This is a genomic window from Nocardia sp. NPDC102475 (genome assembly GCF_055584605.1).
This window is the reverse complement of sequence record NZ_JBVJLS010000021.1, coordinates 81,785-96,788: the sequence shown is the minus strand read 5'-3', so window position 1 is coordinate 96,788 and position 15,004 is coordinate 81,785. Positions and strand designations below refer to the sequence as shown.

Here is a 15,004-nt window from a genome sequence, read left to right as displayed (position 1 = left end):
TCGTCGCCGCCGATGCGGTCCTCGGTATCGAAGAACTCGTCGGCCTCCCGCCGCATCCGGGCATGATCTACTCGCGGCAGTTTGCGATGCCGTTCCACGAGTTCCGCAGCGGACTGGTCGTTCGCGCGGCGGTATTGGCCTGGGGCCTGGCCGTATTCGCGTTTGAAGGCCTTGGCGAAGGCGAATTCGGAGGTGTAGCCGACCTTTCGGGCGATGGCGCCGAGGGGGCTGTCGGTGTCGCGGAGCAGGCGGGCGGCGGTCAGCATGCGCCAGCGGGTGACGTAGGCCAGGGGTGGTTCACCGACGGTGGCGGTGAAGCGGCGGGCCAGGGTGGCTCGGGAGACGCCCGCGATATCGCTGAGGTCGGGGACCGTCCAGGTGCGTGCGGGTGCTTCGTGTACGGCGCGCAGTGCGGCGGCGACCGCCGGATCGGCGAAGGCCCCCGCCCAACCGGTGGCGGGTTCGTCGGCGGCCTGTTCGTCGAACCAGGCGCGCAGCATGAACAGGAGCAGGGTTTCCAGGATGACGGGGACAGCTGCATCGCTGCCTTGTTTCGGTTCGGCGACCTCGGCGGCGAGCAGGTCGACAGCGGCGCGCAGGGACGGGTGGCGGCCGGGACGTGCTGGGAGATGGATGAATTCGGGGAGTTCGTCGAGCAGCGGGTGGCTGCGCTGCCTGCCGAGTTCGTACGCCCCGCACAGCAGGGCGGTGCGCGCACCCGGTCCGGTGATCTCGCGCGGCTCCCCCGGTTGCGCCTTCTCGGTGACCGGGCTGTCGAGGCGGTCGAGCAGATCGTGGTCGGCACCGCGCGGCATGAACAGGACGTCGCCGACACCGAGAGCTATCGGTTCGCCGCCGGTCGGTACCGCCCAGCACGAACCCTGCAGCACCACATGGAAACCCGCGCCGGGGACGACCGGATAGGCACGGCCCCACGGTGCGTGCCGGATGAACAGGCCGGAGGTCGGGTTGCCGGTGCGGATGGCGGCGATGGTTTCGCTGAGGATGTCCACCGCCGCGCTCAGCCGACCCCGCCGGAGGACTCACCACGCATCAGCGCCCCGAGGGACTCGCGGTCGGTCACGTCCATTTTGATGCAGGCGCGGTAGAGGTGGCCCTCGACCGTGCGGACGGAAACCGTCAGGCGATCGGCGATCTGACGGTTGGACAGGCCTGCCGCAACGAGATTCGCGATTTCGCGTTCGCGGGAGGTCAGCGGCAACGGCTGGGCTGCCTGGCGCAAAGCGGGCGTGCCGGCACCACCGCAGGCCGCGGCGAGACGGTTCGCGGTGGCCGCGGATTCGAGAAGGCGGCGGCGGTCACCGGCGCGTTCGTGGGCGGATGCGGCCTGGGCGGCGGCATCGGCGGCGGAGAGCATGGCGCCGATGCGCTCGAATTCGGCTGCGGCCGCGTCGAGTCCGGGTCCGTCGTGCGCCGCGAGTGCCACCGCATGCCGGGCCTGGACCTGCACCAGTTCGCCGTCGATCCGGGCAGCCAGGTCGGCGAGCCGGCCCGCCACGGACTGGTCGCCGAAGCGGGCGGCCGTGTGCAGTGCCATGGCCTCGATGGCGTGCTGATGTGCGCGCGCCGCCGCGTCGGCGGCGGCCATGGCAAGTCGGATGGCGGGAGTGACGGTGCCTTCCGCGGCGGCCGCGCAGGCGCGCGCGATCTCCAACTGCGGGTCGTAGACCGCGCTGTGCCTGCCGCCGCGAGCGGCCGCCTCGGCAATGGATTCGGCCGCCTCCGGAGCCCGCCCGAGTGCCGAATATGCCTCGGCCAGACGAATTCTCGCCGGAATGTGCCAAGCGGCGGCCCCCTCGGCGGTGAGCGCGGCCAGCGCCTGTTCGAGATGTTCGATCCCGTCCAGGAAGCGGCCCTGCGCCACGTCGACGGTGCCCTGCAAGATCTTCGACATGCCCCACGCCAGGTACTGACCCGGTGCCGAGTAGCCGAAATACCCCGACGCGCGCTGGCGTGCGGCCTCGAGATCACCGGTGCAGATCAGCGCGAGCACCTCGGCATGGGTCGAGATGAACCGGTTGAGTCCGTCGATATGCGACTCCACCTGATGCCCACGCGTCGCGTACTGCCGCGCCGCCTCGCCCTTACCCATCAGCGCCAGCGCCAGGCCGCCGCCGAAGGCTGCCCACCAAACCGCCCACGGCGGTGCGCCTTCGGTCTCCATCACCGACTCGGCCCCGGAAAACGCTTCCTCGAGCAGATTTTCGTGGACCGCGCACGCCGCGGCCAGGCCCTCGAAGGTGGCGATGGTCTTCGGATGCTGCACCTTGCCACGCAGCATCGCGAGCACCTCGTCGGCACGCTCGGCATCGCCCATGGCCCAGAACAGGTTCGAGACCCGGGTGCTGCCCCAGCGGCCCAGTTGCACCTCGTTCATCTGATCCGGATCGAAGCTGGCGAGGGTGCGCTCGGCCTCGATGCGATGGCCCTGCCACAGCAGCGCCCGAGCCAGCAGATCCGCGGCCTCCACCCCGCCGCGACGTTCCACCGCGGCCCTGGCGAAACGCTCACCGAGCGGCAAATTGGCCAGCCCGATCGCATCGGCGGCAGCCGCCTCGAAGAGTTCGAGATCCGCGGATTTATCGCTGTCCAAGGCCAATTCGGCCAGCCGGATGCGGTCCGGCGCGGAATTGATCGCCCGTTCCTTCAGCGAGGAGTACAGCCGACCGCGCAGCCGCCGGGCCGAGGCGATGCCGAGCCTGCGCCGGATGACCTCACCGAACAGCGGATGGTTGTAGCGCACGATCAACTGGTGGGTGTTCTCGACAACCCTGATGAGACCGCGGGTTTCGGCGGCCTCCACGGCTTCCTCCCCCGCCAGCTCGGAGAGCACGTCGAGATCGATGGGCTCGCAGAAGGTGAGCAGTTCGAGCACCCGCAGCACCGGTTCGGGCAGCTGCTCGACCCGATCCTCCAGTAGCGCAGCCAATTCCGAGGTCACCGCGGCCCGGCCGCGCAGCTGCCAGACGCCGTTCACCTGCCGCAGCGCGCCCGCCTCCAGCGCACCCTCCACCAAATGCCGCAGAAATAGGGCGTTTCCGCCGGAGGACTCCCACATCAGGTTGGCCGTGAAGCCTTCCAACTGCCCACCGAGCATGGACTCGACCAGATCGACGCTCTGCTGCTGCGTGAACGGAGTGAGGTCGATGCGCAGCAGATGGCCGTCTTTCCATAACGAGGTCACCGCATCTGGCACCTGCACCCCGCTGCGCACGGTCGCGACGATATGCGCGGCCTTATCGATGGCCAGCTGCAACAGCAGTGTGGCCGAAAGCTGATCGAGCAGGTGCGCGTCGTCGACACCGATGATCGCGTGCCCATCGGCGAGCAGCGCCTCGCGCGCGGCGGACATGAATGTCACCGGATCGTGTGCCGTATAAATGCCGACCATATGGGCGAATACGCCCAGCGGGATGCTGCGGGCCGATTCCGTACCCGCCACCCACCGGACATTGCCGCCTACCGCAGCCGTCGCCTGTCTCGCCAGCGTCGTCTTCCCGACTCCGGCGTCGCCCGTCAATACCGCACCGACGTATTCAGTTCCGGTGAGTGCCGCGCGGATCGCTTCGAACTCGGTCTCGCGCTCGATCATCGGCCAGTTCCGAGCCATAGCTCTTACTGTAGTTCGTCACGGATCATGATCGATGACAACGAACCATGAACGGGCGCACCGGCTCCGCTGTTTCAGCCCCTAACCGAGCACGTCGTGGCGCACAATGGTCTGGTCGCGCCCCGGTCCGACGCCGATACAGGAGATGCGGGCGCCGGACAATTCCTCCAGGCGCAAGACATAGGCCTGAGCGTTGGCGGGCAGTTCCTCGAACGTCTCGACATGTGAAATGTCTTCCCACCAACCGGGCATCTCTTCGTAAATCGGCTTGGCGTGGTGGAATTCGGTCTGCGTGGTCGGCATCTGCTCGACCCGCTTGCCATCGATTTCGTAGGCGACGCAGATCGGCACCCGCTCCAGACTCGACAGGACGTCCAGTTTGGTGAGGAAGAAGTCGGTGACGCCGTTGACCCGGGTCGCGTAGCGCGCGATGACCGCGTCGAACCAGCCGCAGCGGCGGGCCCGGCCGGTGGTCACGCCGACTTCGCCGCCCTGCTTGGCCAGGAATTCACCGAAATTGTCGAATAGCTCGGTCGGGAACGGACCCGAGCCGACGCGGGTGGTGTAGCACTTCAGGATGCCGAGCACCGTCGTGATCTTGTTGGGACCGACGCCCGCGCCGACCGCCGCACCACCCGAGGTCGGGTTGGACGAGGTGACATACGGGTAGGTGCCGTGGTCCACATCGAGCAGGGTGCCCTGCGAACCCTCCAGCAGTACGGTTTCGCCGCGCTCGAGCGCCAGATTCAGTTCCAGGCGGGTGTCGGCGATGCGGTGCTTGAAGCTCTCCGCCTGTCCGAGTACCTCATCCACCACCTGCTGCGGGTCCAATGCGCGACGGTTGTAGATCTTCACCAGGACCTGGTTCTTGAACTCCAGGGCCGCCTCGACCTTCTGGGTCAGGATCTTCTCGTCGAGCACATCGGCGACGCGCACGCCGACGCGGGCGACCTTGTCCTGATAGCACGGACCGATGCCACGACCGGTGGTGCCGATCTTCTTATTGCCGAGGAAGCGTTCGGTGACCTTATCGATGGCCACGTGGTACGGCATGATCAGATGCGCGTCGGCCGAGAGCAGCAGGCCGGAGGTATCGACGCCGCGCTCCTCCAGTCCGGCCAGTTCGGCGAGCAGGACGCCGGGATCGACCACGACACCGTTGCCGATGACGTTCGTCACGCCCGGCGTGAGAATGCCGGACGGGATCAGATGCAGCGCGAACTTGTCGCCATTGGGCAGCACGACCGTGTGACCGGCGTTGTTACCGCCTTGGTACCGGACCACCCATTGCAACCTGCCACCGAGCAGATCGGTTGCTTTGCCCTTGCCCTCGTCGCCCCATTGGGCGCCGATCAGGACGATTGCCGGCATGGTCGTGTCTCCTACGGTTCGACGCGCAACAGCCATCTGTTGCAGCTACCTGCCGTATCGAGGCGGTGGCCGGAAGCACAGTCTACCCAAGTCCTTCGGGGCGGCATCGAACCGGATCGCAGGCAACCGTCGCGACCTACGTCCCCACAACGGAGCGAGTCTTACGAGCGACCCGTTCGCCGCGCCCGCGCGGCCAAAAACACAGCTATGGTTGCGAGGCACTGGCGGACCAGGGGTCCGCCGACAGGTGACGAGGGTGACCGACGGGTTGTCGGCCGAACCGAGGAGGGTGTACGGCAGTTTGAGTACCCACGTTCTCCGTTGCGACGGCGCACCGGTACCCATCGCCCTCGCGTCGCTACCGCTCTCGCAGACGACCGCCATCCCGGAAAACAGCGTCATCGACGAGCTATTGCCCGTCCTCGCCGCCGACAGCCTGCCCCGGCTGATCGTGCTCGGCGACGATGCCGCCCTGGCCTCCGTGCTGACCCATCTGATGCGGACCGAGCGACTGCATGTGGAGATCGGGTACGTGCCCGTCGAAAAGACCTACGGCTCGCGCGCCTACCAGACCGGCACCGGCAATGCCGCCGCCAAGCGGGCGGTGAAGGGCCGGCCCGTCGAAACCCCGCTGATTCGCGACGACACCGGAACCGTGCTGGTCGGACGGGCCGAGATCACCGGGCCCGGTGGCGAGAAGCTCGAGGGCGAGGCCTACGTGGACGACGCCCAGTTGTTCTCCGGCAAAGTCGACGCGATGATCGTCTCCCCCATGCTGGATATGCCGGGGGTGCGGGCGAGCGTGCAGAAGAACATCATCCGCAGGCGCCGCTGGCTGGAAGGGCGGGCCGCACAGCTCGGCACGCCGGGGGCCGTGGTGACCAGGGACGGCATCGCCAACGATCGGGTGCTGCCGCGATCGTCGTTCTATCGGCATCACGAAAACTGGCTGCTGGTGCGTTGACGATGCGTTTCCCGAGAGACGGCCGCCCCGCATCGGGTGTTTCGCGGCGGCCGAGCCCGATATTCCTGCTGGTGATCGCGATCGCGGTGGCCGGTGGCGTGCTCGCATGGGACGCCGACGTGCAGTCGACGCGGGCGAAGTTCGGGGTATTTCTGCTCGTCGTATTCGGCTGGATCGTCACGCTGTGCCTGCACGAATTCGCGCATGCGTACACGGCGTGGCGGGCCGGCGATCGCGAGGTCGAGTTGCGGGGTTATCTCACCCTGAATCCGCTGAAATACAGCCATCCGCTGCTGTCGATCGTGTTGCCGATGGTGTTCATCGCACTCGGTGGTATCGGCTTGCCGGGCGGTGCGGTGTACGTGCACACGCACAACGTGAGCGCGCGCATGCAGCGGATCATCAGCGGCGCCGGACCCGCGGTGAATGCGGTATGCGCGGTGCTGCTGCTGGTGGTCGTGCGGTTCTTCGGCAGTGACACTTCGCATCGCGCGTTCTGGTACGGCCTGAGCTTTCTGGCGTTTCTGCAGATCACCGCAACGCTTTTGAACATTCTGCCGCTGCCCGGGTTGGACGGATACGGCGTGGTCGAGCCGTCGCTGAGTTATCAGACCCGGCGGGCGCTCGATCAGTTCAAGCCGTTCGGAATGCTGATCCTGTTCGCGCTGCTCTTCACGCCGTCGATCAACAAGGTGTTCTTCGATGCGGTGTACTCGCTGTACGAGTTGTCCGGGGTCGATGCGGACTGGTCGCGGTACGGCAGCTGGCTGACACGGTTCTGGACCTAGCCGATGTCCCGGCCGCCCGATCCGACCTCCCGGACCGGGCGACCTCTTCGCACGACCGCTGCGCGCCCGTACCCGCCCGGCCACCACACCAATGGCCGGTAGGGCGGTTCGCCGTCGGGCGAAGCGTCCCAACCGCGCTACCCCTCGTAACCGCGGTTGCCTCTCGAGGCTATGACCGCAGGCAGCCGCGAACACGAGTAGCGGACTACGTGAAGATCGTGATTCGGGTGCCGGGGGCCGAGCATGCGGTTCCGCAGCGGCGGAGATATGTCCGAAATCCGCTGAGTAGTCGGCTCATTCCTCCGGCGGCACGTGCGGATTCGGGACCGTCGGGGGCAGCAGCGCCATGGCCGAGATGCGCTGCATGCCGCAGACCTGCATGAGATCGACCAGCATGGAGCGCATCTGCGCGAAGACCACATGGGCCGAAAGTCCCGCGCCCTCAACGAGTTCCGGTCGCGCGGCCTTCGCTATACCGCGCAGCACCCGGGCGGCCTCGGCCTGATCCGGCTGCTGGCCGGGATCGGCGAGCATCATCCGGCGCACCACCTCGACGGCTTGGGCCAGGCGCTCCAGTCCCTCGATCAGTCGCGGGTCGAGGATTTCGTCGTCCTCGACCAGGGTGAGGGAGCGGCGCAGCAGCACCCTCGTATTGCGGACGGCATTGTCGAGCGGGTCGGCAGTGGCACGGATACGGTCGAGGCGCTGGCGCGAATTCCAATAGAGCGGAGAGATCCGGCTGATCTCGCGGCCGCCCTCCAGGGTGGAGCGCAATCCATCGATCTGGGGCTGGGTCGCGCGGGCCGCGGTCAGGGACGTGCGGATCTTCTCCGGATCCTGTTCGAGCAGACCGTCGGCGCAGTCGTGCAACGACTTCGCCAGTACCGCAAGGACTTCCGCGGCTTGCTCGCGGGCTCGACGCACCGGATGCAGTGGTATCGACGCGACCACGACCACGCCGACCAACCCGCCGACGAGCGCGTCGATCATGCGCGAGAAGCCGCCGCCCGCCGACGGCGGCAGCAGCGTCGCGACCAGCACCGCCGAACCGGCGGCCTGCATGGTGATGATCGAACCGCCGTCCAGGAATACCGCCAGCGCCATGGCCACCGCGACAACGAGGGCGATCTGCCAGACGCCGGTCCCCGCGCGGGTGATGAACAGGTCGCCGATACCGATGCCGACCGCGACGCCGACCACCAACTCCACCGACCTGCGCAGCCGGGCGCCGAACGAAATGCCGATCGAGACCACGGCCGCGGTCGGTGCGAAAAAGGGCTGGGTGTGCCCGACTATTGTGTGCGCGATAAACCAGGCCAGCGCCGCGCCGACCGCGCACTGCAGAATCGGCAGCGCGGACAATCGCAACCGCGCCCACGAGCTGCGCAGCTTCTCCATGCTGCTGTCGCGGGCGACGCCCACCGGGGAATTCGGGTCGATCAACTGTTAGTCGAGGCCGAGCTCACCTGCGGCGCGCGGGTCGCAGTCTTCCAGCAGATCGAGGCAGCGTGCGTACTCTTCGGTCTCGCCGACTGCCCTGGCCGCCCTGGCCAGTGCGGCCACACTGCGTAGGAAACCGCGATTGGGTTCGTGGCTCCACGGCACCGGCCCGAAACCCTTCCAGCCATTGCGCCGCAACAGGTCAAGGCCGCGGTGGTAGCCGGTGCGCGCGAACGCGTACGCGGCGACGATGTCGTGATTGACCACCTGCGTATCGCCCTCGGCCCCGCCACGCTCCAACGCGGCCTCGGCGAGATGGGCCCAGGCGATCGAGGCCGACGGATGCGCGGCCGCGACCTGCACCGGATCGGCATTGTTCAGCAGCGCCTCCTCCGCATCGGAGTCTTCGGGCAGGAGTACCGGTTGCGGTCCGAGCAAGTCACCGAACGAGGTCATGCGGTTCATTGTGCACTGCGCGCGCGTGTCGCGCCGACACGGCGTTCCCCTGGCTGAGCAGTGCCCAGCCCACCTCTCCCGTCCACCCGCCGATGTCGAGCCGGGCGAGGCGGAGTACGGCGCAGGGGAATCCTGACAGTCGATGGAATTGCTGGCTAGGCTGGCCGTCGAGTTCAACTGTTCCGCCCGACCGAGGGGTTATAGGTGTCCGACCCGAACGACGAGAAGAGCCCGGCACAAAATGCCGGCCGCCCCGCCGAAGCGGCGGCTGACCCGCGCCCAGCCGCGCCCGCAGACCGGACACCCACATCGCCCAACCCCTCCGAACGGGGTGCGCCCTCGCGCCCCGGTCCGGCCACAGGCTCCGGCACCCAGCCGGGGACGGGAAGCCCCTCGGGAGCCGGGGCCGACGCGAAGGAAAGCGCGGCTGACGCGACCCGACCGTTCCCCTCACCGTCAGGGCCCAGCTCCAACGCCCCCACACGCCCTGGTCCGGCCACAGGCTCCGGCACCCCCTCGGGGCCTGGTGCTTCGGGCGGCGCCGGCGCGGCCACTGCTCCAACCCGACCGGCCCCCGCCTCGTCGGGGCCGAGCGTATCCCGGGGATCCGGTTCGCCATCGGGAAGCGGTTCGGCTGCGAAAGAAGGTGCGGCCAGCGCACCGACGCGGCCAGTTCCTGCAGCTTCGTCGCCGAAGCAGCCGTCGCCCGGGCGGTCGGGTGCGGCGACCGGGGACATCGCCGCGCTCGGAAAGCCCGCGGCACCCAGCCCAACCAATGCGCCGTCATCAACATCCGCCCCGGGTGGCGCAGGTCAACGGCCTGGCGGCGCAGCCCCATCCGCTCAGACGGCGAGCGACGTCACAAGGCAGGGCCAGCGAGATACCGGCGCAGCCTCGCCACCCGCGCCGGGCAACGCAACCAGGCCGGGCACCGCAACCGCAGCACGCGGCGCAGGCCAACGAGATAGCGGCAGCACCTCGCCTGCCCCCGCGCCGGGCAAGACAGCCAATCCGGGCGGCGGGGGCCAAAAAGGTGTCGGCGCAACACCATCCGTTCAAACGCCGAGTGGCGCCCCCGGGCCGGGCGGCGCAAGCCAGCGAGACAGCGGCACAGCCTCACCTGCTTCCACGCCGAGCGGCGCAACCAACCGCGGCGGCGCGACCCAGCGAAGTGGCGGCAGTCCATCTGCTCCCACACCGAGTAACGCAACCAGGCCAGGCAGCGCAACTAGGCCGGGCGGCGCAGGCCAACGAGATAGCGGCGCCTCATCCGTTCCCACGCCGGGCGGCGCAACCAACTCCGGCGGTGCGGGCCAGCGAGGTGGCGGCAGCCCATCTGCTCCCACGCCGGGTAACGCAACAAAGCCAGGCGGTGCGGGCCAGCGAGACAGCAGCACAGCCTCACCTGCTCCCGCGCCCGCCGGCGCAGCAAACCCGGGCAGCGTGGGCCAGCGAGGTGGCGGCGCAGCCTCATCTGGACCACCGCGGGGTGGCGCAACCGGGCCGGGCGGCGCAGGCCAGCGAGACAGCAGCACAGCCTCACCTGCTTCCACGCCGAGCGGCGCAACCAACCCCGGCGGCGCGACCCAGCGAAGTGGCGGCTCATCGGCTCCCGCGCCCCGCGGCGCGGGCCAGGGAGATCGCGGCGCGGCTCCATCTGGACCTGCACAGAGCGGCGCAACCGGGCCGGGCGGTGCAGGCCAGCGAGACAGTGGCACAGCCTCACCTGCTTCGGCGCCCGGCGGCGGAACCAGGCCGGGTGGCGCTGGCCAGCGGGATGGCGGCGCGGCCTCGGCTGCGCCCGGTTCCGCGAAACCGGGCGCAGCTGCCGATGCCACACGGTCCGGGGGTGACGCGGCGAATTCCGAGGTGAAGACCACGGAGATCTCGCGTGGTGGCGTCGAGGGCAAGGCGGCTTCCACGAAGGCGCCGGGTGCGGCAGCCCCGGGTCAGGGGACGCCAGTTGGCGGCTCCGGCGGAGCAGCCAATACTGGCTCCGGGCCGAATGCACCGACCGTCGTGATCAAACGAGGTGGTCCTGCCGCCCAGTCTGCTGCCGGTACGGCGAAGTCCGCCGCTGCTGCTGCGGCCGGTGGAACTGACGCCGCGGCCGCCGCTGGATCCGACGCCGACCCGGCCGACGGGTCCGCGGCACCCACCGCAGGGGCGACCGCATCAAGTGCGGCCAAATCGACAACTCCGACGGGAGCTGAGCCACCGTCTGAAACCCCCTCACCCGGTGACGCCCCCGTATCGGCGACCGGATCCGCTGCGGAAACCGCTGTAATCCAGCGGGATTCGGCTGCAGCCAAGCCTGCGACCGACAAGGTCGACGATGCCGCGGGTGCGGATGCGGCGACCATGGTGATGCGACGGATCGATCCAAAGGCGAAGTCGACCGCGAAGGAAGCGACTGCTGCTCCGACGCAGGATGAGCCGGATTTGGCGGGCGCGGACGACAAGACCGTCGCCATGCCGGTGATTTCGAAGCTGGATGCCGAGCAGACCGTCGCGCTGCCGATTCAGAAGCCGGCCGACAAGGACGCCACGGAGCGAATGCGGACCGATGCCGGGACCAAGCCCGGTACCGACCGCGTCGTTCCGCCCGCGGCGCGGCCCGGTCCGATCACCAAGCCGCCGAGCACACCACGTCCGGCGGCGGGTCCGAAACAGGCTGGGGCGCAGGGACCTTCGCAGAGTGGGCCGGGGGTCGAGGAGACCGCACCCTCCGCACCGCGCGGGCCGGGACGGCCGCGGCAGGTCGCGTCGGCCCCGTCACCCGCGGACACCCAGCTGACTCGACCCGCGCAGCCGGTCACCGGATCACGGATGGCCCAGCCGCAGCGAATCACGCCGCCCGGTCAGCAACCGGCGGCCGCCGAGGCACCGGCCGAGCGCTCGAAGCGCTGGTTGTTCCTCGGTGCGGCCGCGGTGGCGCTCATCGCGGTGATCGGGCTCGCGGTCGCGCTCATCGGGGGCCGGGGCGACAACTCCCCGGAGGCCAAGGTGCGCGCCACCATCACCGATTACACCCAGGCGCTGAAATCCGGCGATCTCGCGGCGCTGCGCAACACCACCTGCGGACAGTTGCACGACTTCTATCAGGGCATTGCGGCGGACCAATTCGCGGGCGTGCACCAGCTGTCGATGGATCGCAAGAACATTCCCGTGGTGGCGAGCGTCGATGCGATCAAGATCACAGATAAGACGGCGATCGCGCAGGCCACCGTGTACACCGACGCCGATCCGACGAAGCGCTCGGCGCGGACTTTCGATCTGGAGCAGACCGCCGACGGCTGGAAGGTCTGTGACCCGCCGAGTGCCGGGACGCCCTAGCCGAACGGTGACGCCGAGTCCAGCAGGACATAACCAAAAGGTAAGCCCTCTAACCGGTAGCGAACGTCACACTCACCTGGTCATGGGACCGGTTCGCCAGTAGCATGGCCCGGATCATGGTCAGGGAGCAGACAATCGAAAAGCCGGAAGTCGAAGTGGTCGAGCGGACAGCCACGCTGGCGGGAAGCCGGTTCCGGGTGCGCGAACACTATTCGGTCGGCCGGGAGAAGGTCCGCGAGTTCGCCCGCGCGACGCAGAGTCGCCACGGTGCGCATTACTCCGAAACCGATGCGCTCGAGCTCGGTTACGACGGCATCATCGCGCCGCCGACCTTCGCCTCGGTCATCGGCATCAATGCGACCAGGGTCCTGCTGGATACGGTGCTCACCGAATACGACCTGTCCCAGATCCTGCAGACCGACCAGGTCTTCGAGCTCACCCGCCCGATCCTGGCGGGCGACCGGCTCAGCACCGAGATCGTGATCGACTCGATCCGCCAGTTCGGCGATAACGACTTCATCCTGGTGACCTTCTCGCTGACCAACCAGCAGGGCGAGATCGTGGTGTCGGGTTCGACCACCATCGTGGCGCGCCGCGGTGTCGAGGTGGATCCGAATATCGCGGCCGCCGTCGAGAACATCATGATGCACGCGCGCCCGGTCACCGTAGGTGATATCGCGGTGCCGGACAGCGGCCCGCTGGTCGCGGTGCCCGCGGATGCCCCACCCCCCGGACAGCCCGCGGTGCGGAGCGCATCCGTGCGCTCGCTCCCGGACTTCGACCAGCTTGCCGTCGGCGATCAGCTCCCGGCCGAGACCGCGCAGGTGACGCGCGGTGATCTGACCAACTATGCGGGCGTTTCCGGCGATCCCAACCCGATTCACTTCAGCGAGCGCGCGGCCCAGCTGGCCGGACTGCCGACCGTGGTGGCGCACGGCATGCTGACCATGAGCCTGGCCGGTGATTATCTGACCTCCTGGCTCGGTGATCCGACCGCCATCGAAAAGTTCAGCGTGCGGTTCTCCGGATTCGTTCCGGTGACCGCCGAGGCGCCCAGCGCCGTCGAATTCAGCGGGAAGATCAAATCGCTCGATCCGCGTAGACGGACCGCGACCATCGTGCTCGCGGGTAGTTCGGAGGGCCGCAAACTCTTCGGCCGGGCCATCGCCGAGGTTCGCTTCGCCTAGCTGCGTAACCTCATTCGATGGTGGCGTGCACGAGATAGACGTTGTAGTCGCTCCAGGTCGAAACGTTGAAGTACAGGTCCGAACCCGAGGACCAGGGGTGGATGAATCCGCCGTACAACTCGGGATATTCGCGCACCGTCACCGTCGGTGTGCCATCGGACCATACGCCCTGCGGTGAATTCGCTTCGCGGACGACCAGTGCCGCTTTCGCGGTATCCAAATAGCTCATCTGCCAGACGTTTCGGGAGGCGTCGAAGCGCACCGACAACTCACCGACGGGCGCGTCGACGATCGGGCTGGCGGAGCCGAATCCGCCTACCGGAGTCCAGTTTCCGTCTCGCCAGTACTGATATGCGGTGGTGTTGAGGAGCTGATCCTTCGGCACTCGTGCGAGGCCGACCGAGCCGAGGCGGGTATTGGGCGTGCCGAACATGTACACGTAGTCGCCCTGCGGAACCATCGCGCTCACTTGGAAATTCGCGAGGCCGAAGATGTTGTCCCAACGCGCGTAGGGATCCTTGGTCCACGTCTGACCGTGATCATCGGAATAGGCGATGCCGCCGTAATTGGTGAAGAACGTGCCCGGAATGCTGTTCCAGGTGCGAATCGACATATAGCTCAGGTACTGCCGCGCACCGAGTGCGAATCCGGAGGTCGGAATCGTGGTGACCTCGATATTGTCGAGTTTGCGGCTGGAGAGCACCTCGGCCGCGTGGCAGCGGTCGTCGGTCACCATCCGGTCGTAGGTCATGCCGTCGGTGAGATCGCGATCGGTGCTGAATGCGAGCACATTGCTGCGCCAATCCGATCCCATTCCGCCCGGTGGATGGAAGCCGCGTCCGATGGTGTCACCGAAGGCGGTTGCGATCTCACCCGGCGCGCTCTCCCACATGATGCCGAGATCGGTGCCATCAACCTGCCAGCGCTTATCGGTCCGATTGACCGAATTCGCGCCGGTCTGCTTGGCCACCTCGGTGACCGCGCCGACCCGCGGTGTCGGCCGAGCCGCAGTCGAAGGGGCGGGCTCGGTCGACGGATCCACCCGCGGCGGAGGCGGCGGCACCTGACCGGGGTCCGGTCCCGGTCCCGGAATCGCGAAATGGAAAGGCTTGGGGCTCAACAGAATTTCCGGAATGCCGAGTTGGCTCGCCGGACTCGGTGGCAGTGCCGGTAAGTCGGTCAGATCCGGGCACGGATTCGTGCAGGGATCCGACGGCAACTGCATCTGCGTCCGAACCGGCGCGGGTTCGGGCCGATCCGGCGGCAGTACGGTGATCACCGGATACGGAATCGGCACGTCGAGGGTCTTGGGTACCAAGCCTTCATGCGTCGCGGGCGGATCCGTCACACACGGCCCCGCCACCGGCCCCGCCTCCTCCGGCGCGGCACCGGCTCGTACCGCGCACGTCAACGCCCCGGCCGCACATACGACCACACCGAACACCGCAACCCACCGCCGAGCCATCCGCAACCCCTCGATATCTCGCGCAAAATTGGACACCCGCCGCATCAATGCTCTCCGCGATGCTATGCACCAGCGCCCGACCCTACCCGTTTTGCCCGCTTCGCCCCGCCCGACTTACCGACCGACTCCCACTTGTAGCAGTCACCGTTTGGCGCCAGAACGTGACATCGTGGTGCAGATTCGAGCCCAGTCGGATGGCGGCGAAAACCAAACTGCCAGTCGATTATTCGTTACATTGCGTCATCGTCCAGGCGAGTTGCGTCGGACATTGAAAGCTCGCTGGAAACCGTGTAAGACCCGGCTGAGGCCAGGCGGTGGTACTGCCACGAGCAGACCTGCGACTCCGGTTGCAGGCCAACCCTGCAG

General features: G+C 67.9%; 9 protein-coding genes and 1 pseudogene. 4 read left to right on the top strand and 6 right to left on the bottom strand.

The features are described 5' to 3' along the window. Positions 1-113: 113 nt before the first annotated feature. The 3 genes and pseudogenes from ACZ60G_RS32130 to ACZ60G_RS32120 form a co-directional block, all read right to left on the bottom strand. Positions 114-1,013 (bottom strand): annotated as a pseudogene (locus tag ACZ60G_RS32130) (AraC family transcriptional regulator); the annotation flags it as partial. Positions 1,014-1,021: 8 nt separating this feature from the next. Further along, on the bottom strand, positions 1,022-3,631 hold the full coding sequence (locus ACZ60G_RS32125; RefSeq protein WP_465814918.1) for a helix-turn-helix transcriptional regulator: 2,610 nt from the start codon (positions 3,629-3,631) through the stop codon (positions 1,022-1,024). 81 nt (positions 3,632-3,712) lie between these two features. Further along, on the bottom strand, positions 3,713-5,002 hold the full coding sequence (locus ACZ60G_RS32120; protein WP_040696877.1) for an adenylosuccinate synthase: 1,290 nt from the start codon (positions 5,000-5,002) through the stop codon (positions 3,713-3,715). A gap of 301 nt (positions 5,003-5,303) precedes the next feature. On the opposite strand from ACZ60G_RS32120, the gene ACZ60G_RS32115 reads away from it, so the two are divergent. Both ACZ60G_RS32115 and ACZ60G_RS32110 read left to right on the top strand, forming a co-directional pair. Next, a complete protein-coding gene (locus ACZ60G_RS32115) occupies positions 5,304-5,966 on the top strand; it encodes a hypothetical protein (RefSeq protein WP_465814916.1) in 663 nt (220 codons plus the stop codon). A 2-nt stretch (positions 5,967-5,968) separates the two neighbouring features. Next, a complete protein-coding gene (locus ACZ60G_RS32110; protein WP_465814915.1) occupies positions 5,969-6,754 on the top strand; it encodes a site-2 protease family protein in 786 nt (261 codons plus the stop codon). Between the two features lie 294 nt (positions 6,755-7,048). On the opposite strand, the gene ACZ60G_RS32105 is transcribed toward ACZ60G_RS32110, so the two are convergent. Together ACZ60G_RS32105 and ACZ60G_RS32100 are read right to left on the bottom strand one after the other, a co-directional pair. Then, on the bottom strand, positions 7,049-8,152 hold the full coding sequence (locus tag ACZ60G_RS32105) for an FUSC family protein (RefSeq protein ID WP_465815019.1): 1,104 nt from the start codon (positions 8,150-8,152) through the stop codon (positions 7,049-7,051). 48 nt (positions 8,153-8,200) lie between these two features. Next, positions 8,201-8,650 (bottom strand): DUF3151 domain-containing protein, encoded by a 450-nt coding sequence (locus ACZ60G_RS32100; RefSeq protein ID WP_040696903.1) that lies wholly within the window; start codon positions 8,648-8,650, stop codon positions 8,201-8,203. Positions 8,651-10,519: 1,869 nt separating this feature from the next. Here ACZ60G_RS32100 and ACZ60G_RS32095 point away from each other — a divergent pair. Continuing rightward, positions 10,520-11,986 carry an Rv0361 family membrane protein gene (locus tag ACZ60G_RS32095; protein WP_465814913.1) on the top strand — a complete coding sequence of 489 codons (1,467 nt, stop codon included), beginning with the start codon at positions 10,520-10,522 and terminating at the stop codon, positions 11,984-11,986. Between the two features lie 116 nt (positions 11,987-12,102). Then, positions 12,103-13,173, top strand: coding sequence for a fused (3R)-hydroxyacyl-ACP dehydratase subunits HadA/HadB (locus ACZ60G_RS32090; protein ID WP_465814911.1), 1,071 nt, complete (start codon positions 12,103-12,105; stop codon positions 13,171-13,173). Positions 13,174-13,183: 10 nt separating this feature from the next. On the opposite strand, the gene ACZ60G_RS32085 is transcribed toward ACZ60G_RS32090, so the two are convergent. Beyond that, a complete protein-coding gene (locus tag ACZ60G_RS32085; protein WP_465815017.1) occupies positions 13,184-14,638 on the bottom strand; it encodes a DUF4185 domain-containing protein in 1,455 nt (484 codons plus the stop codon). Between the last annotated feature and the right edge of the window lie 366 nt (positions 14,639-15,004).